This is a genomic window from uncultured Boseongicola sp. (genome assembly GCF_937988555.1).
Classification (GTDB): domain Bacteria; phylum Pseudomonadota; class Alphaproteobacteria; order Rhodobacterales; family Rhodobacteraceae; genus Boseongicola.
The window spans coordinates 1-18288 of the sequence record NZ_CALJXO010000302.1 but is presented as its reverse complement, the minus strand read 5'-3'; the positions used below and the strand labels follow the sequence as shown (position 1 = coordinate 18288).

Genomic DNA, 18288 nt, shown 5'->3' with positions numbered 1-18288 from the left:
ATCGACCAAAAAAACGCAAAACGCCCGCTCAGGTCGCCCCTAAAAGCTGCCAGACACGCGTGCGAAAGAGCAAAGCCAAAGCAGCCGCACCCATCAAATCCCCATAGATACCGCTGTTCCACCAAGCCCAACCCCGCGATTTCCCGCTTGAGCGCTTCTCCGACGCCAGGCAACGCTCCGCGCCACCCAAACGCCGCGCGTGGCGTCCGAGAAACCTACACTTTTGAGACATTCGCTGCGGCGGCACCAACGGCTACTTTTAAACGCAGCAAAAATCGCCTCGGGGGAAAGCAGGCCTTCGCTTTTACTCGCACTGATGACCGCTGTGCAGGATTTGCTACCATTGATCGTGGCGTGGCAAATATATTGTGTGGATGGCTTCTGTATAGCAAGACATTTTTGATCAGAGACTGGCATTATGATTTGCGGCGGAGCAGAGAATGAAACCTTCACGTCCCATAACATTTAAGAGCAACGCAACTAGGGTGCTCGCAATACGAACGCGCGGACGCGAACTGTGCCGCTGATATTCTTTTTCGTCGCTTTGCTTAGGTATCATCTATTGGCTTTGTCGGGGCTTTCGACAAAGTCGCATCAACATCGACCCCGATACGATCACCAAGTTTCTGCAGGGCTGGCAGAGAAACAGCCATGTCCATGATAGCCTCAACCGTTTGATTGATAGGCGAGGTTGATCCCGCGCCACCCGTACGCTCCAAACCACTCATTTGGTTGATCGAAATACCCGTGATCTTTTCCGCAGGCTTGACCATTTCGGCGAGAATTTTGGGGAGCGCTTGAAGGCGTGCCAGTTCCAGCTCCATCGCAACTTGCGCATCGGACCGCGCGTTTTCTGCGTTGATCTGGGCAAGGCTAGCTTCGGTTTCGGCCAGCTTCATAGCCTTAAGTGCTTCAGCCTCTTCGCGCTTGGCAGCCGTTTTGTCAGCGGCTGTCGCTTTGTCACTTGCTGCCGTGATTTTGGCACGTACGGCGGTGGCTTCGGCCTGTTCTTGGGCCGCCATCAGGGCCAATGCCTTGCGCCGTTCGGCTTCGGCCATTTGGCGGGTGGTTTGGACCGCCTCAGCCGCTTTCACGGAATCTATGCGGGCCGTGTCTGCATCGGCGTGGGCGCGGCTTTCTTCCTGAGACTTTGCGGCAAAGGAAATTGCACGGTCTTGTTCAGCCGCTTCGAGGGCGAGCGCCTGTGCGATTTCGGCCGTTCGCAAAGTCTGTTCTTTGGCGATATCAGCTGATGCAATATCTTGTTCCATCTCAATTCGCGCGTGTGCGGCAGCGCGTTCGCTGTCTGCTTTTCGTGCTGCGATTTCCGAAAACTGTGCGGCGACGAGTGTTTCAATCTCTTGGGTTTGTGCGATTTCAGCACGCCGTTGATCAAGGTTGATTTCAAGTTTGCGACGCTCGGATTCCATTGCGGCGCGGGCTACGCTGACCTGACTATCGCCTTCAATTTCGGCGCGTTCCTTCTTGGATTTCGCGATGACCTCGGCCAGTTTGCGCATACCAACAGCGTTAAACGCATTGTTTTCGTCCAGCGCTGCAAATGGTGTCTGGTCAAGGGCCGTCAACGATACGGAATCAAGTTGCAGCCCGTATTTCGCAAGCGTGTCGGTCAAAACCTCTCGGACTTGTTTGACAAAGCTTGCGCGGTTTTCATGAAGTTCGTCCATTGTCATTTGTGCTGCCACAGACCGCAATGCATCGATCATCATCCCATCGATCAGGTTTTTGAGCTGATCAGGTTGAAAGACCCGTTTGCCCAAAGTCTGCGCCGCACGCGTCACCGCATCATCGCTTGGCGTGACGCTTGCGTAGAATTCGGCACCAACATCTACCCGCAAGCGGTCCTTGGTGATCAGAGAGGATTCACCAGAGCGGGCGACGTCCATGCGCAAGGTTTGCATGTTCACGCGGTTAATCTCGTGGAAGAAGGGGATCGCTAGTGTGCCGCCGTCGATGATGACCCGCCGACCGCCAAGGCCAGTCCGTACAAGAGCGACTTCATTTGTTGCGCGTTGATAAAAGGCCGCCGCTAAACCGATGATGACCGTCGCAACAATGAGAATGATGATAATCCAAGCCAGTGCAGACATGAGTTGGCCTCCTTTAAGATGACAGCCCGTGCATTCCGCACAGGATGTTTGATGACATACCGCCGTCGGCGGGAATATTGGTTCCACGTATCCATACAGTCATGTCTGACAGCAGGAACGCGACGATTGGTGCAAGGTCTTGTGGCGTGCCGGGGCGGTCCATGATGCGGGCATCTTCTTCGGCGCGCGTGCCGAGCGTTTCCAGGAAATCACCGAGGATTGGTGTGTCGACGGGCCCCGGGCTGACCGAGTTCATCCGGATGTCCCGATCGCGCCAGGTCCAACGGTTTTGCATGGTCCAGGCGATCAGCGCTTCTTTGGAAAAAAAGTAGCTGCGACCACCTTCATTGGTGATCTGGTGATCTCTTGCAAAGCGTGCGGCGTCGTCGACATGGATGGTCTCGCTGGCGCGGATTGCCGGGATCGCGTCCGGCCAGCCAAAGCCCGCAAGCGAGGCCAAATTTACAATGCTGGCCCCGTCGTTCAGTTTTGGGATTAAGCCAAGGGTCAGATGTTTCAGCCCGAATAGGTTCACCGCCAGAACCTTATCTGCAGGCGCTGTCGGGGGCAGACCTGCGATATTGGCGATCCCGTCAATGCCTTTGGGCAGCACGTCAATCAGCGCATCAATTGTCGCTCCATCGGACAAATCTGCGCGATAGAATTCTTCGACGTGGTCAAACCGTTTGGTCAGATCAATGCCTAAGACTTTTGCGCCCATGGCGGTACAGACCCGCGCAGTCTCAAATCCGATGCCAGAGGCCGAGCCTGTCACAACAATCGTTTTGCCCTTCAACAAGGGTGCGCGTTCCCAGCTCATATCAAAACACCGGTGGGAAGGGCCGGCCGCCACGATCAAGCGTGATCCAGCGCGTTTCGGTAAAGGTTTCCATCGACCATTTCCCCCCATGTTTTCCAACGCCTGAGGCTTTGCTGCCGCCGAAGGGCACGTGGGGTTCGTCGTTTACGGATGAGCAATTCACATGGCACATCCCGGTTTCAAGCTTGCGTGACATCTCAAGCGCGCGGTTCTCATCAGCCGTGATAATGCCAGAACTGAGCCCATATTCAGTGTCGTTGTTCAGGGCGATGGCTTCTGCATCGGTACGGAACGGCACGACCACGGCCACGGGACCAAAGGTTTCGTCCCGCCAGACGGCCATATCCGGGGTCACGTTGGTCAGGATTGTCGGTTCCACAAACCGGTCCCAGACGCGCCCGCCCAACACGGCTTTGGCACCTTTTGCGAGTGCGTCTTCAATTTGGAATTTCACGCGTTCGACCTGCCGGTCGTTGATCAGCGGGCCGATCACGTTGGATTTGTCGGCGGTGTCGCCGGTTTTCAGCCTGGCTGCGCGGGCGACGAACTGGCGTAGGAAGTCAGGATATATGCTTTCTTGGACCAGCACCTTTTCGACGGACATGCAAATCTGGCCTTGGTGCATGAAGCTGCCGAAGCTCGCCGCAGATGTTGCCCGATCCATGTCCGCATCTTCCAGCACTATCAGACTATCTTTGCCGCCGAGTTCGACGCAGGCCTTTTTGAGATGCGCGCCGGCTTTGGCCGCAATCTGGCGACCAATAAGGGTGGAGCCGGTGAAGGAAATACCCTTCACAATCGGATTCTCGACCAGTTCATCCCCCATCTCAGACACGCGGTCACGAGAGCAGGTCACAACGTTGAACACACCTTTTGGGATGCCCGCTTCTTCCATGACTTCGGCAAAGAAAAGGCCGCCTGCATAGGGGGTATCTTCGGAGGGTTTCAGGACGATTGTGTTGCCTGCGGCAAGTGGGAAGGCAAATCCCCGTGCGGTTAGAATGCCGGGCATGTTCCATGGGCTGATCACGCTGACGACGCCCATAGGGACCCGTTCGACCATCGAGACTTTGCCATGTTGCGAGGGCAGGATTTCGCCAACAGCATTGTAACACATGGCGGCGGCAGCGCGGAAGACATCTGCCACATAGCCGGCTTCGAACATGCCCTTGCCAAACCAACCGCCGCCCTCGGACTGGGCAGCAGCGACATAGTCCATTTTGCGGGCTTCCCAGACGTCGGCAGCCTTTAGCAGTATTTTGGCGCGGTCCTGAAAATGTAAGGCCGCCCAGGCAGGAAAGGCGGCTTGCGCCGCGGCGATTGCATCGCGTGCTTCGGTGCGCCCGCCTTCGGGAATGTGTGCCCAAACCGCGCCGGTCGATGGATTGATGTCATCGAACATGGGGCCCGAGGACACCCAATTTCCTCCGATGTACATGCCTTTGATCTGCGTGTGAGAGTCCAGCATCCTATTTCCTTTCAAAGCCGCTGCCATCTGGCTGCCGGCGATACACTTCAACGCGTGGTGCGCGGTAGACTTCGATGACGGGGCGTGGCTTGGCATCCGGCACTTGGTCTGGGATGGGCGGCACTGCGTGGCGGTTTGGCAATGGTTTCAGTTTCGGGCGATTGCGGGCGTTGATCGCGCTGCGTTCAATATCCGCAAGGGCAGCGGCCAGACGATCCTTCGGGATTTTCGTGCTTGATGTGCGACTGGGATCGAGACGCTTTTGCGCAGTCGCGGTCACACTTTGACTGCTGGCTGCGGCGACAAGGTCAGCCACGGAACGACCCAAAATCGCATCAGCCGATTGCGTTTTCTGGCTGCGGGGTCTGACGGTGAATGCCTCTGTGACGGTTTCAGGCATGTCTGTCGCGGGTTCCGGCGCTGCGGTTTCTTCGCTACTGCCAACGCCGAGATAGGCCGCCTGCACAGCCGGATCACGCATCAGGTTTTCGGCGCTGTCTTGATGCACAACATGTGCGTTCTCGATCAAATAGCCCCGATCCGCGATCGCCAGAGATTGCTTGGCGTTTTGTTCGACCATGAGCACTCCAATGCCGAGGTCTCTGACCCGCGCAAGGTTTTGAAACAGCTCTTTTGAGAGCAATGGCGAAAGCCCAAGCGAGGGTTCGTCCAGCATCAGGATTGTCGGGTTTGACATCATCGCGCGCCCGATGGCGACCATCTGCTGTTCGCCGCCTGACATGGTCCCGACGATCTGTTTGCTGCGTTCGGCCAGCTTTGGAAACAAGCCATAGACGCGGTCGAGCGTCATCTTTTCATCGTCGCGCGCCCGCGCAGCATAGGCCCCTAGCGTCAGGTTTTCGCGCACCGTCAGATCAGGAAAGACGCCGCGCCCTTCGGGGACGAGTGCAAGGCCAGCATCAACGATTTTGTTGGCGGCAAGGCCGGCAAGATTTGTTCCGTCAAGGCGAATGTCCCCTGCAACGACGCCTTCGCAAATGCCGCTGGCGGCTTTGAGCAACGTCGATTTTCCTGCGCCGTTGGCACCGAGGATGACGACGATCTCGCCTTTGGACACTTTGACGGACGCGTCTTCCAAGGCGCGGTGCTGGCCGTACCTGACCGTTACTTTCGAGAGTTCAAGCATCGTCATCTCCCAGATAGGCGCGGATGACCTCTTTGTCGGATAGGACCTGTGTGGGCGTCCCTTCAGCAATTTTGGTTCCTGCCGCCATGACAACACAGCGATCACACAGGGACCTGATGGCATCCATCACGTGCTCGACCAGAATGATTGTGCGGCCTTCATCGCGAAGTGACTTGATTAGGGTGATCCCGATCTTCAGCTCGGTCGGATTGAGACCTGCCAGCCACTCATCCAGCAGCAAGACTTTGGGATCGCTGGCTAAGGTACGGGCAAGCTCGACCCGCTTGGTGTCGATATAGGTGAGTTGGCCGAGGGACATGTCGCCTTTACCACCAAGGCCTACCTTTTCGAGCAATTGTTCCGCATGGTCGCGCGCATCATGCCCCCACCGGCGACGGTGGCCAAAGACCGCGCCTGCCATGACGTTTTCGCGTACTTTCATTGAGGGCAACAACCGCACCAGTTGGAACGTCCGGCTTACGCCTTTGCGATTAATCGCTTGGGCGGGAAGGCCGGAAATCCGGTTGCCCCATAGCGAAACGTTGCCAGAGGTCAGGGGCAGTGCGCCGGAAACAAGGTTCAATGTGGTGGATTTACCTGAGCCGTTAGGCCCGAGTAGGCCTACGACTTCACGCTCGGTCACGTCGAAGTCCATGGCGTTGACAGCGACAAGGCCGCCAAAGCGTTTGGTGACACCCCGTAGGGATAGGACGGGAGTTGCCATGTTATGAAGCCTCCCTTGTGTTGACCCGATGCAGTATTTGGTCGAGCAATCCAACGAAGCCATTGGGCAAGAGATAGACGATGACCAAGAACGCGATGCCAATGACCAATGTTGTCTGGTTCGGAAAATTCGACGAAACGGCCTCTAGCAGGAACGTGAAGGGGATGACCCCGACCAATGGCCCCCATAGTCGCGAGGCCCCGCCGAGGAGTGCCATGATCACCACCTGAAATGACAGGATCGGCGCAAAGGCAAGGGATGGTTCGATATAGACATAGCGCGGCGCGAGGACCGCACCGGTCATCGCCGCAACCGCACCAGGCACCATAAACAACAAGACTTTGGCGCGGGCGGTATTGATGCCTGAATGGGCGGCGACTGTTTCATCATCACCGATGATCCGAAGAGCGAACCCGAGGCGTGATCGTCCGATCAACCAGCCCGCAAGAAAAACAACACCGGCAAGACCGAGGAGCCACCAATAGATGCCTGCTTCGTCCAGATCTGTCAGGACGTAGAGACCTTTTTGGCCCGTATTGTTCTGTACCCATGTGATGACTTGCCGGACCAGTTCTGCCAGCCCAAGTGTGAAGATCACGAAATACACGCCAGATAAGCGTAATGTCGCAAGACCGACGAGTGCGGCGAGAACTGCGCCGATCAGCCCTGCAAGACCCACCAAGGACCAGAAGGGCAGGATGTCGATGCCCAATCCTGTCACATAGGTCCCCACCCCAAAGAAGGCGGCGGTGGCCAAGCTGATATAATGGGTCGGCCCCGAGAACAGCGCCCATGACGTGGCAAGCGTTGTGAACATTGCAATTGTAACACCAAGCCCTAGCCAATAGCCGTTGTCGCCAAATGGCAGCAGGGCGCAGATCGCAAAGGCAAATGCGGCAAGGCAGAGGTTGCGGACATCTGTTCCGGTTAGGCTCATGTCGGCTTCTTTCCGAATAGGCCCTGTGGGCGGAACAGCAAGATGCCCAAGAACATGACATATGCAGCGGCGAGCGTCAGACCGGGGTCAAGCAGGCTTGCGACGACTGTTTCAAGAATACCCAACAGCAAAGCGGCGATGATTGTGCCGCGCACGTCGCCGACGCCGCCCATGATGACGATGATCAATGCTTTGAGTGTAAAGACGACACCTGTTGACGCATCCAGCGTCAGGTAGGTTGAGATGAGTGCGCCGCCAACTGCTGTCACCGCCCCGCCAAGTGCGAAAGCCAGCGCTGATAAGTTCTTTACGTCAATCCCGACCAGACGGGCCGACGCGGGAGCCGTTGCAATTGCGCGGATCGACAGACCCGATCGCGAGCGGTTCAGCCAAATATAAAGAGCGCCACAGATCAATACAGCCATGACAAATGACAGCACGCGGTTCGCGCCATAAGTATTGCCAAGCAATTCAACTGGCACGGCCATGAAGCTGTAGGAAAAGTAGTCGCCGCCAAAGAAACTCAGCATCAGTCCAACGCCAATGAAGGACAGACCGAATGTCGAAAGGATACTGTCGGTTTCCAACTGACCACGGTTTTTGGCACGGTTGACCAAAGGTTGCAGCATCACACGATAGATCAGCCAATTCAGGACAAAGGCGACAGGTGCGACCAAAAAGATCGTCAAAATTGGACTAAGCTGCGCGGCCGTGTAGGCGATAAAGGCAAAGTAGCCCCCAGCCACCAGAATTTCACCATTGGCGAGATTCATGATCCGCGCAACGCCATATTGCAGGTTAAGCCCCATCGCGATCAATGCATAGGTGCCGCCGAGCAATATACCTGTGATCAGAATGTCCAAGGTGGTGTTTCCTTTTTAGAGTTGTTCGGGACGGCGTGACCGCCGCCCCGACTGGCCTTACTTCCAGCCGTCTTTCAAGATGACTGGCACAGTTCCATCGCGCCCGCGCGAGGCGACTCCCCTGAATACACCGCCTTGCCATTGGCCCACGGTCCAGAAATCAGCGTTTGAGTTGTTTTCATCAAAGCTGATTGGACCAAGGATCGTCTCGAACGTGCTTTCTTTGAGGTGTGCCGTCACCGCTGCGCGGTCGAGACCGACGGCCTCGATCGATTGCGCCAAGATTTCGAGGGATGCATATGTTGTTGCAGAGGCCCAATAGTCAGGCTTTGAGTCAGTCACAGCTTCGTGGGCTGCTGCGTATTCCATGAAAGCGGGGCTTTCAGGGTTAACACCACCGGCACCCAAAACGCCCTCTGCGGCGGCACCAAAACGTGCGCCATAGCCCGGAAATGGGGTGGCAACAGCGGTGTAGAATGCCTTGACGTCAAGGTTTTCGATCATCGCTTGTTCGGTCAGGGCGAAGGTGTCCGGCGGATAGGACCATGCCACGAAGGCATCGGGTTCAGCTGCGGCGGCACCTTTGATGACAGGTGACAAATCCTGCGTGCCAAGTGGGTAGGATGTTTCATAGACAATGCTGAAACCAGCCTCTTCGAAGAGAGGTTTGGCAGCCGTTGCCAATTCGATCCCAAAGGCATCGGCCACGTTGACCATTGCCACTTTGTCACCCATTTGACCCGCATCACGCATATCGCTGAGAACATTTACAACGTCGGCGGCAAGTGCGGTGGTCGTGCCCAATGTGAAGAACATGTTTGGGAACTTTGCGGATAGATCAGCTTGCTGGTCGGTAATGGCCGACACCGCAATTTGTGGATAACCGTAGCGATCGAAAAGCGGTGCGGCAGCAAGGTTCAAACCGGTGCCATAGGGCGCGATGATGAAGTGCGCGTCGTCTTGCGTTGCGAGACGTTGAACGGCCTTAATCGTCTCGCCGGGGTTGGTTTGATCGTCATATTCGATCAGTTCGATCATCATCTTTTCGCCGTCAACGGTCAGGCCGCCAGCGGCATTGACCTGATCAACCCAAAGATAAATTGATGGCCACTGCGTGACGGTCGCGCCACCGGCAAGCGGGCCGGTTTTGGGTGCAACAGCACCGATGCGAATGTTTTCGGCACTGGCCGCGGTTGCTGCCAATGCGCTTGCGATTGCCAGTGCACTGACAAGTTTCATAAATGGTCTGCGGTTCATTGCGTATCCTCCGTTTGCAATTGGTCGTTTGGGCAGGTGCCCGTCTGGTTTCAAAGTGTCGGTGTGTGGCCTTCTTGATGGGTGGCTATCCACCGAAGTTCGGTAAATTCATTGATCGCTTGCTCACCGCCAAAGCGCCCATATCCGCTGTTCTTCATGCCGCCGAATGGCATTGAGGGATCGTCGTGTACGGTCGGCCCATTAATCTGAACGACGCCATATTCCAGCCGGTCGGCGATTGACTGCGCGCGACTGAGGTCGTTGGAAAAAACCGCCGCGTTCAAGCCGAACTCTGAATCATTGGCGATTGAAACGGCTTCTTCAGCGTCATGTACCCGCATGATGCTGGCCAGTGGCCCGAATGTTTCTTCTCGGTAGATCCGCATATTGGCGGCAATGCCGTCCAGCAATGCGGGCTGCATCACGCAGCCATCGATTTGGCCGCCAACCAAAAGCTGGGCACCTTTTGAGACAGCATCTTCGATTAATCCGTTCACCCGTTGGGCCGCCTCTGCCGAAATCATGCGCCCTAAAACGGTGACTTCGTGCACAGGATCAGCGGCCCTGATTTGCTGTGTCCGCACCTGCAATTTGGCGACAAATGCATCAGCCACGGACTTCACGACGATAATCCAATCGGTGGACATGCAAATCTGTCCTTGGTTGAAGAACGCCCCAAAACAGGCGGCTTCGACTGCTGCATCCAGATCGGCATCGTCCAATACGATCAAAGGCGCTTTGCCGGATAATTCGAGCAGAGCAGGTTTGAGATAGCGTGCGGCTTCCATTGCAACATCGCGACCGACCCGCGTGGACCCCGTAAAGTTAATCCGACGAATGCAAGGGTGCGCAATGAGCTGGACCATTGTGTCATGCGCTTCTTCGGGGCGGCTAACGACGCAAGTCAGAACGCCTTCGGGCAGTCCTGCACTGTTGAGTGCATCGACCAGATGCTGGTGCGTCTTGGGGCAATGTTCTGATCCTTTCATCACCGCGGTGTTGCCGCACATTAATGCGCCTGCAATCGCGCGCACCCCGAGCGTAATCGGGGCATTCCAAGGAACCATCCCCAGCACCACGCCCGCCGCTTGCCGGCGGATGATAGAGCGTTTGCCGGTCTGTCGATCGACGACTTGATGATCCTCTAGAGCAGGGGCGAGGCTCGCGACATGCGCGAGCATTCCAATCGCAAGATCAATGTTGAACTCAGTCCAAGATTTGGACGCTCCGACTTCTTCAGCTGCAAGTGCACAGAACTCCACGCGGTGGTCATTCAACACCGCCATCATTTTTTCTAAGACCAAGGCGCGTTCTGAGGTCGGCCAACGAGACCACGCTGAAAACGCCGACGCGGCAGCATTCACGGCAGTGTTGACCACCAAGGTCGTTTCATCTGCACTGGTTTCCATAGCCAGGTTGAAAGCCGAACGTTGCACTTAACTCCCCCCAAATTCCGCGTGAGCGCACCTCCATACGTTCACGCTGCATGTCGTCCAATGCGACTGCTCGTTCAGCCTAGAGGAAAAGACGCCGCAAAAAATATTGATATCCGGTCAAATATTGTCAGTATTTGGGGATGAAAAACATATTCTCTGGTTTCGCCCCTGTTGCAGCGCGCCAAACGACAGTTCATGCCGAACTTTTTCGCAGCGGATTGGATGACCGTTTTTTGGGCGGATTGGTCGATTTTCCTGGCCGGACCTCGCAATGCATTTTGGTTTTGTCCGGCCGCGCATATCGTCTCAAACCAGAGAGCGAGGAGACGATCGTTGGGCCTGCCATTAATTGGGGGCCCAAGTCACCGGACACCCGCATCAAAGCAAAAGCAGGCAGCAATGGCGTTATCATGACCTTGGGCGATGCCACATTGAGCAATGCCATCGGTCACAAACCCGAAGCGGCAACGTTGCGTCTGATGTCGGCACGAGAATTTACGCTAAATCTCGCTGCGAAACCCGCCATTCTCGGGACGATTACCGCCTGTTTTGATGCAATCTTCAAAGAACTTGACGCAGGACAAACAGGTATGGAGACGGTAATCGAGGCCCAAATCCGGATCATGCTTGTATCGCTTTGGCGCGCTGGGGTGAATGAAATGATCGAAGACAAAAGCTACAAAGCCGCAAATCTTACCCTAGAAAGGTTCCGCCATCTGGTCGAAGCACATCTGCGGGAACGCTGGCCCGTGCATCGGTTTGCTGCTGAATTGGACGTGTCTCCGGATCGGTTACACGACATTTGTAGTCGCACACTTGGCAAGCCACCACAGCGCCTTATCCGCGACCGCCTGACGTTTGAAGCGCAGGCCTTGCTACAACGCTCGCATCAAACATTGGATCAGATCGCCGACCATCTCGGGTTTCGCAGCACGCCGCAATTCAGCGCGTTTTTCAAAGCTGAAGTGGGCGTTCCCCCCGGGGCATTTCGCAAAGCAAGCACGCAACCGGGGGACAATATGACTTCGGTGCAAGTTGGTAGTTACGCAGATTGGCCATGAGGTGTCGCAAAAAAACATCGCCGACACTATCAAAACGGTCTACGCGCCTGCTCGGCGCTGTAGGTCTCGGGGGCGGCGGTTTGGTCTTTCTAGACAAATGCTGCCCATTGAACGCAACAGACTCCGTCAGGATGGTCTACAATTCTGACTTTGATGTCTGTTTCCCAAACGGGTTAGACCTTATCGAAGTCTCAACAACCAAGCGTTTTGCGTCCGATAGTGCCTTTGAGTAGCTGCGGCTGGCCGATCTGGGGACCGTGCGAAGGATCGTTACCCGAAGGGCCAAGACGCCACGTGGCTTGGGCGGTAGCGAGAGCCTGGTCCTGCGACGCAGGACGCCCCTTTTTACGCAAGGAGCGTCATCAAATCCGCGAAAGGCCTCTTAAGAAGGGCAATCACCAGTTCTGCGCCGCTGAGATAGAACGCAGCCGTTATTAAGACTCGCGAAACGAGGCGCCATTCTCTCAATCCCGCCTTGACGCTCAACATAATGAGCAAAAGTGCCGCCCACCCCAAAACAAACGCCCTCACTTATTTTCGTTATTAACGATGCCAAGAGGCCAGTACGCCTCCGACCGACCTTACTACCAAAATCTGCAGCTCCAGCTCTGCTCTTTGAACGCAAACTGCATCAAAGCGCGCGGAACGGACCCCAGCGATCGTCAGCATCGGGAAGCTTTTGGTCCTCCTATGGACACAAAGAGAAGGCCGCGCCGGGGAGAAAGCGGCACGGCCCAACTCGTCAATACTACAAGCAACATGTTTACGCTAACGCCACACATCAAAGTGGACAAGCGAGCGAGAAGCGAATTGCCGGACATCGATGGGCATTTACCACAGACGTATTTTTCTAGGCTCTCGACGTTTTCGATAAGGCATGCGCCTTATCGATCTTTCGACACCATTCCGCGTTCGGTAATCGCGGTCAGATTGTCAGCAGTGCGCCGCGTCAACTCGGCCCCGTCCCGCGACATCGATGCCTCCACAAACTCGGTCTTCTTCAGGACGCCGCCATCCGCCTCAACCCAAGTGGTGCTGTCGCCGTCCTCACGTGTGATCGACCCATCCTGATTGATCCGGATCGATACATCTCCGACTTTGACGGCTACCGTCTTTTCATCGATCTTTATGCCTTCCCATGCCTCGGCAAAATCTCGACGCAAGACGATCATGTCAGGACGAAGCTTGATCTGTATGTCCTGATCGCTGTCGCCGTCCGCGCCTTTGAGGACCAGGAACACTTCCTGCTCACCTGGGTCGCTGTGGATTGTGGCGTGCGCATTTTTGGGCGGCCAGACATGGGGCGTGTCGCGCTTCTCGCCCTCCGGATCACGATGAAACCCGATATAGAGCTGAGCCGATTTCCACACACGGCGGACTGCTGATGGAATGTCAGTCATGACGCACGGTCCCGCTGGTGCTTGGCGTCCAATGCAGCCGACGCCTCGCTTTGGTTCGACAAATTGAAACACACAAGTTCAGAGATCCGGTTCTCAAAATCCGGGCCCTCCTGTTCGCACCATGCCAGAATTGTCATACGATCCTCCGCGCTTTCCGGGTCGAACCAAAAGGATGTCTCATCCTTGTCACCCTCCTCGGCCCATCCGTCCAGAATAGTCAGAACTTCATCCGGGTCCTAGAGATTGCCAAACGAGCCGGGAGTATCCTTGCACACTTTCGATGCCACGTTGAGGGTCATCAGCGCTGCCGGGTCAATCTCAACCGCCTTCTCGTCGGTTGCGAACGTATCAAGGTAATCCGTTCTGCTTTGAACATAGCCGTGCAGACCGTCAGCAAACTGGCTCGCGGCCCAGTCCTCCCGGCCTGAACCAATCCATTCCAACAGGGCGTCTTCGCGCTCAGTCTTGCGTTCTTTGTGGTAGTCCGCCCATGCCGCATCCGCTTGCGCTTTCGGGATGTAGTCGACTACGCCCGGCGCGCGTCCCAAGGCCTCGCCGGTTAGTACATCGAACTCTGCAACGCGACAGGTGTCGCCCTGACATGCGTCGCTGTTGCAATAGCACCCTTCCTGGGTGTCGATCAGTACATACGCCTGCTTCTCGCTGTCCCATTCCGCTATGGCGTCATGCGTGATCTCGGTGCTGCCGCACTCTCTGCAGCGTTCTTCGATCTTGCGTTTCATTATCTATTTCCTCTCAACGTGCTGCGCGCTTCAAGCGGCGCCTTCTATGTCCTGATAGGGGTCGCGCTGGTCGCTACCGTCTTCGCTTTTGTCGGTCCGCCACGGCATGATTTCGAACCATTCGAACTGCTCCAGCGCGTCGCCTTTCCAAAGGGTGTTGAACCGCGCGTGAGGCGGGATTTGTGACACTGTATTTGTCATGATGATTTTCCACCTTGATCAGGGAGTGAGAGACGCGGCCTCAAAGACCGCGCCGCTATTCAGGTGGCTTTCAGCTCGGCCATGCGCTCGGTCAGGGCCCAAAGGGCGCGGTTTAGTGCCTTGTTCTGATCGATCCCGCCAACCGCGCGCGTGCGCTGGCGGCGGGTGCGCCCTTCTGCGTTACGACTGCGGCCCGACAATCCGCCCTTGAGGGTGTTTTCCTGCACGACATTGAACGCGGTCCAAAGATCGCTCGCCCGATCATCGGTCCGGCGCGTGGTAAGCAACCTCTGTGCTGCAACCGGGGCCTGCTTGCCATCTTCCTTGTGGGCAGCGGGAAAGCGCAATTGATGTGCGGCTTCGGCCAGAATAGTACGCTCGGCATCGCTGACCGTGATGCCTTTGAAGGCCTGCACCTGCTCGGTGATGTCTTCCGCATCGTCCAGAACGGTAAACGCGCCTTCGATCACTTCCGATGTGGCATTGCCGGAGTGGCGCACTTTCACCTCATTGAACGTGTCGCCCACCATCAGGCCATTGGCACAAACAAAGCGGAAATAGCCGGGGATCATCTGATAGCTGCTGGTGCCATCATTGGCGTTGACCAAAACAATCTCGAAGGCCTCACCCTCTGCGTTGGTGATTGAGCGATGGCGCAGGCGCATCATGTGTTTGGTGAACTCGGCTTTGCCGGCAATACGGGTACGGGCCTGCTGGGCAAAGAACGCATCGAACCCTTCTTTGCGCAAGCCGTCCAGAACGTCGATCGTTGGAACGGGTACGAACCTGTCGCTGCGGCTTTCGTGGGCTTCAGTGGCAAAGATCGATGGGACCGCCTTGAGCAGCTGATCGTTTGTTAGGGCCTCACCCGTCGCCAATCCGCCATTCGACATTCCGCGCATGTAACGATTGAAAGTGTTCATGTCCTTATCCTTTGTGCTTTGACCGCTGAGGCTGATCCCCAAATGGTGCTGGTTTTGAGCAAGGCCCTGAAAGGGCGTCGTCTCTAAAACCTGCCACGTGGCGAACGCGGATGGGGGCGAGGCAAAGCCATTCGATGGGGGTGGTGCGGCCCGCAGGCGTTAGCCGAGGACACGGCCCTGTCTAATGGGATTGCCCGAGGGGGAAGGCTGCGCCTTCCCCCTGACAGGAAGGGGGCGTTTGGCGTGCCCAAATCCCGCCTGACCCAACAAGAAACGGCAAGGGATCTTTGATCCTGCGCGCGTATGAAATGAGATCGTCACCCGAATGCGGAGATGACAACGGCCCGAGGCGAGGGGGTCACATGTTGCGGGTCCTAGCTCTGGAGGAGACGGTGCAAGGGTATTTGGGGTATGGAGTTCAGGGCGTGGACCCTGCGTGGAAACCCGCCTGGCAACGAGACCCCAGGCCCGGTCTCGAGGGCAATGGCGCGCGATTGGCCCTAATACCAAGGATTGCCAATTTCGGAGTTACGATAGCTGCGAGTGTCTTACCTTCCGCAAAACGGACAAAAACGGACCTTCAGCGCCGGTCAGCCGAATGGCTGTTTTGCGAGACAAAGTGACCATGGCCGTAACAGGCCCGATAGGCGCTTCCTGCCCTAAACTGCCAGAGACAACCAGAATGATGCCGCGGCACGGCATCGCGAACACTCGTGCATGGCGCAGCATTTCGGACGCTCGATACTGCAACGTGGACGAAACCGTCTCTGGCCCGCACGAAGACCGGCCCAGAAACAGGATGAGTTCCAGCCGGTCTTGTACTAACACTCCAAAAATAATCAGTTGGGTCAGGTTATGGGATCGGAAAGGATTTTGCAGTGTTTCGGATAGTGTTCCGCCTGTTCGCTTTGCTAGTTGTTCTTGTTGTTGTTCTGGTTGGTAGTTTGTTCCTGATATCGGGAGAACGTCTGGCAAAGATCGCTGGTGATCAGATCACCTCAATGTCTGGGCGGGAGGTCACGATAACTGGATCGCTGCGTCCACAGCTTTTTCCAAACCTTGGTGTTCGAACGGGTGCCTTTGAGATTGCAGGCACGACCGGCGACGTACCTTTGATATCTGGTGAGGCCTTGAGCGTTGGTGTCGATCTTTGGGCCCTCATATCCCGGCGCATCGACGTTAAAGAGATCACTTTGGTCGGACCGGCTTTGAACCTTGTCAAAGACAGTGACGGTCGCGTGAACTGGAGCGCTGACAGCGCAGGCGGCACAAGCAGCGACGGTGGATCGCAACCCTCTGAGATATCGCTTGCCGCGCTCTCTATTCAAGACGGCTCGATCAGCTATCGCGACGACGCTGCGGGGACCGACCTGCTTTTTGAGCGCGTTAATGTGACGGCCTCTATGTCGAGCGTTGAGGCCCCCCTCACGACGTCACTCACTTTTGTTGCCGGTGGGCAGACCGCATCGGCTGATATCGAGATCGTATCGCTGCCGTCGCTAATTGCGGGCGAGATGACGGGTGTTTCACTGTCCTCGAAGATTGGGCAGAACACGATAAACTACACAGGCGATGCTTCAGTTGATGGCCGTCTTGGCGGCGACTTTGCAGCCGTGCTTCCCACGCCCAGCGCGCTGCTTGCGTTGATGGGGGGCGCGGAAACCTCGCTGTCTGCCGAGTTCCTACCCATCGAAGTTTCCGGTGCCTTGGCGATGGCCCCTGACAAGATTGAAGTCGCAAGTGGCAGCTATCGTTTTGGCGAGAACCGGCTGCAGGGGCCTTTGTCGGTTGTATTAACTGAGGTGCCATTTGTTAGCGCAACATTGACTACGAACGCATTGAACCTTGCATTCTTATCTGCCGCCGAAGGCAGTGCCAGTGAACCTGCTGATGGCACCGGATGGTCGAGCGACCTGATCGACGCAAGTGGCGTGAGCCTCTTGGATGCCGATATCAGTATCCAAGCTGCCAGTGTTGATCTGGGGTCGACCGAAATGCGTGATGTGTCTTTGATGATTACCATCGCCAATGCACGCGCCGTTGCGCAAATTCAGCGCGCCCAAGCCTTCGGCGGTGATCTGGTTGGCCGTTTTGTAGTGAACAATCGCAATGGCCTCAGCGTTGCTGGTGATATGGAGGGCCAAACCGTTGCGATCCAAGCGCTTCTGACCGACATAGCAGGATTTGACCGTATGCGGGGAGCGGGAAATACGGAACTATCTTTCCTGGGCGTCGGTCAATCTCTGGATCAGATTATGCGCTCTCTTTCGGGGGAGGGATCGTTGGACATTGGCCAAGGCGATATTACGGGCTTTGATCTGGCTGCGCTCTTTGGTGGCAGCGATGCTGTGGGCGATAGAGCTACAACAATCTTTCAGTCGTTAAGCGCTAGTTTTTTGATTAGGGACGGGGTGCTGACGAACAACGACCTTATCGTCAGCGCAACTTTGTTTGAGGCACGCGGTCAGGGCGAGATCGATTTGGGCAGTCAAAGGCTGGACTATGTTTTGAACCCACGTGTTTTCGAGACCGACGCCACGAGAGGTCTTTCGATTCCAGTTCGTATTGAAGGGCCATGGGCAAAGCCGCGTATCTATCCGGATCTAAAATTTGTCGCCAAGGAAAAACTGCGCCTTGAGCAAAACAAAATAGAAGCGGATGCGAAGGTCCGATTGGAAGAAGAAAGACAAAAGGTCAAAGACAAAGTTAGAGACAAAGTTGAGAACAAGCTGCGCCAAGGGCTTGGCAGCCTCTTTGGAGACTGACTTGGGACTTCGGTCCGATAAGCCACTGCGCGGCAAATAATTCAAATGTTCCCAAACCTGACCTGCGCGCGCATGCCTTTGTTAAATGTATTTGGGTTGTGACTTCGCTATTGCAGCGAAAAACCCGTTTCCGCCCAAACTGCCCAATGCCGCGCTCACGACGAATTTCCTAAAAGGGCTCATGCACTAAATCGCTCCGCGATAGGGGCGATTGTGGCGGGTGTTGCGCAGAACAAGGATTTGTTGCGCGGATTTTGGTGTCGGGTGTGTGCTGTTGGCCGAGGTGATTTTGCCTCGATTGACAGAGGACATTCCGATGAACATTCAACAATCGACACCAATTACACCGCTTCGCGCCCGCATGATTGCCGATATGATATCGCGCAATCTCGGCCCTGCATCCCAGACCAGCCACCTGCGCGCCTGCAAGCG

The 18288-nt window shown here is 56.1% G+C and carries 15 protein-coding genes; 2 read left to right on the top strand and 13 right to left on the bottom strand.

The annotated features are described in order from the left end of the window. Positions 1 to 548: 548 nt before the first annotated feature. Genes Q1B15_RS17865 through Q1B15_RS17825 form a run of 9 tightly spaced genes read right to left on the bottom strand, consistent with a single transcriptional unit; the run spans position 549 to position 10763 of the window. A complete protein-coding gene (locus Q1B15_RS17865) occupies positions 549 to 2111 on the bottom strand; it encodes a flotillin domain-containing protein (protein ID WP_299756284.1) in 1563 nt (520 codons plus the stop codon). A 13-nt stretch (positions 2112 to 2124) separates the two neighbouring features. Then, complete coding sequence (locus Q1B15_RS17860) at positions 2125 to 2931, bottom strand: coniferyl-alcohol dehydrogenase (protein ID WP_299756282.1); 807 nt, start codon at positions 2929 to 2931, stop codon at positions 2125 to 2127. Position 2932: 1 nt separating this feature from the next. Beyond that, entirely contained in the window at positions 2933 to 4399 is a 1467-nt protein-coding gene (locus Q1B15_RS17855; protein WP_299756280.1) for an aldehyde dehydrogenase family protein, read from the bottom strand. A gap of 1 nt (position 4400) precedes the next feature. Continuing rightward, complete coding sequence (locus Q1B15_RS17850; RefSeq protein ID WP_299756278.1) at positions 4401 to 5546, bottom strand: ABC transporter ATP-binding protein; 1146 nt, start codon at positions 5544 to 5546, stop codon at positions 4401 to 4403. Then, a complete protein-coding gene (locus Q1B15_RS17845) occupies positions 5539 to 6270 on the bottom strand; it encodes an ABC transporter ATP-binding protein (RefSeq protein ID WP_299756275.1) in 732 nt (243 codons plus the stop codon). Before Q1B15_RS17845 ends, Q1B15_RS17850 begins: the two co-directional genes overlap by 8 nt. 1 nt (position 6271) lies before the next feature. Next, positions 6272 to 7207 (bottom strand): branched-chain amino acid ABC transporter permease, encoded by a 936-nt coding sequence (locus Q1B15_RS17840; protein WP_299756272.1) that lies wholly within the window; start codon positions 7205 to 7207, stop codon positions 6272 to 6274. Further along, positions 7204 to 8070, bottom strand: a complete 867-nt coding sequence (locus tag Q1B15_RS17835; RefSeq protein ID WP_299756270.1) for a branched-chain amino acid ABC transporter permease — start codon at positions 8068 to 8070, stop codon at positions 7204 to 7206. Before Q1B15_RS17835 ends, Q1B15_RS17840 begins: the two co-directional genes overlap by 4 nt. Before the next feature lie 57 nt (positions 8071 to 8127). After that, positions 8128 to 9327: an amino acid ABC transporter substrate-binding protein gene (locus Q1B15_RS17830; protein ID WP_299756267.1), complete on the bottom strand. Its 1200-nt coding sequence runs from the start codon at positions 9325 to 9327 to the stop codon at positions 8128 to 8130. 50 nt (positions 9328 to 9377) lie between these two features. Further along, a complete protein-coding gene (locus Q1B15_RS17825) occupies positions 9378 to 10763 on the bottom strand; it encodes an aldehyde dehydrogenase (protein WP_299756265.1) in 1386 nt (461 codons plus the stop codon). A gap of 140 nt (positions 10764 to 10903) precedes the next feature. Between Q1B15_RS17825 and Q1B15_RS17820 the strand changes: the two genes are divergently transcribed. After that, positions 10904 to 11824: an AraC family transcriptional regulator gene (locus Q1B15_RS17820; RefSeq protein ID WP_299756263.1), complete on the top strand. Its 921-nt coding sequence runs from the start codon at positions 10904 to 10906 to the stop codon at positions 11822 to 11824. 884 nt (positions 11825 to 12708) lie between these two features. Here Q1B15_RS17820 and Q1B15_RS17815 read toward each other — a convergent pair. The 4 genes from Q1B15_RS17815 to Q1B15_RS17800 all read right to left on the bottom strand — a co-directional run bounded on the left by Q1B15_RS17815 (position 12709) and on the right by Q1B15_RS17800 (position 15070). Continuing rightward, positions 12709 to 13224 (bottom strand): hypothetical protein, encoded by a 516-nt coding sequence (locus Q1B15_RS17815; protein WP_299756260.1) that lies wholly within the window; start codon positions 13222 to 13224, stop codon positions 12709 to 12711. A gap of 236 nt (positions 13225 to 13460) precedes the next feature. Further along, positions 13461 to 13967: a hypothetical protein gene (locus Q1B15_RS17810; protein WP_299756257.1), complete on the bottom strand. Its 507-nt coding sequence runs from the start codon at positions 13965 to 13967 to the stop codon at positions 13461 to 13463. A 30-nt stretch (positions 13968 to 13997) separates the two neighbouring features. Next, on the bottom strand, positions 13998 to 14168 hold the full coding sequence (locus Q1B15_RS17805) for a hypothetical protein (protein ID WP_299756255.1): 171 nt from the start codon (positions 14166 to 14168) through the stop codon (positions 13998 to 14000). Between the two features lie 59 nt (positions 14169 to 14227). Beyond that, positions 14228 to 15070: a DUF932 domain-containing protein gene (locus Q1B15_RS17800; protein WP_299756286.1), complete on the bottom strand. Its 843-nt coding sequence runs from the start codon at positions 15068 to 15070 to the stop codon at positions 14228 to 14230. Between the two features lie 899 nt (positions 15071 to 15969). On the opposite strand from Q1B15_RS17800, the gene Q1B15_RS17795 reads away from it, so the two are divergent. Beyond that, a complete protein-coding gene (locus Q1B15_RS17795) occupies positions 15970 to 17856 on the top strand; it encodes an AsmA family protein (protein ID WP_299756252.1) in 1887 nt (628 codons plus the stop codon). Positions 17857 to 18288: the final 432 nt, after the last annotated feature.

Bases quoted from the DNA above. Each gene is read 5' to 3' on its own strand.
- Q1B15_RS17820 (WP_299756263.1), top strand. From the start codon at position 10,904: ATGAAAAACATATTCTCTGGTTTCGCCCCTGTTGCAGCGCGCCAAACG.
- Q1B15_RS17865 (WP_299756284.1), bottom strand. From the start codon at position 2,111: ATGTCTGCACTGGCTTGGATTATCATCATTCTCATTGTTGCGACGGTC.
- Q1B15_RS17805 (WP_299756255.1), bottom strand. From the start codon at position 14,168: ATGACAAATACAGTGTCACAAATCCCGCCTCACGCGCGGTTCAACACC.
- Q1B15_RS17840 (WP_299756272.1), bottom strand. From the start codon at position 7,207: ATGAGCCTAACCGGAACAGATGTCCGCAACCTCTGCCTTGCCGCATTT.
- Q1B15_RS17830 (WP_299756267.1), bottom strand. From the start codon at position 9,327: ATGAACCGCAGACCATTTATGAAACTTGTCAGTGCACTGGCAATCGCA.
- Q1B15_RS17800 (WP_299756286.1), bottom strand. From the start codon at position 15,070: ATGCGCGGAATGTCGAATGGCGGATTGGCGACGGGTGAGGCCCTAACA.
- Q1B15_RS17860 (WP_299756282.1), bottom strand. From the start codon at position 2,931: ATGAGCTGGGAACGCGCACCCTTGTTGAAGGGCAAAACGATTGTTGTG.
- Q1B15_RS17845 (WP_299756275.1), bottom strand. From the start codon at position 6,270: ATGGCAACTCCCGTCCTATCCCTACGGGGTGTCACCAAACGCTTTGGC.
- Q1B15_RS17855 (WP_299756280.1), bottom strand. From the start codon at position 4,399: ATGCTGGACTCTCACACGCAGATCAAAGGCATGTACATCGGAGGAAAT.
- Q1B15_RS17815 (WP_299756260.1), bottom strand. From the start codon at position 13,224: ATGACTGACATTCCATCAGCAGTCCGCCGTGTGTGGAAATCGGCTCAG.
- Q1B15_RS17850 (WP_299756278.1), bottom strand. From the start codon at position 5,546: ATGCTTGAACTCTCGAAAGTAACGGTCAGGTACGGCCAGCACCGCGCC.
- Q1B15_RS17810 (WP_299756257.1), bottom strand. From the start codon at position 13,967: ATGAAACGCAAGATCGAAGAACGCTGCAGAGAGTGCGGCAGCACCGAG.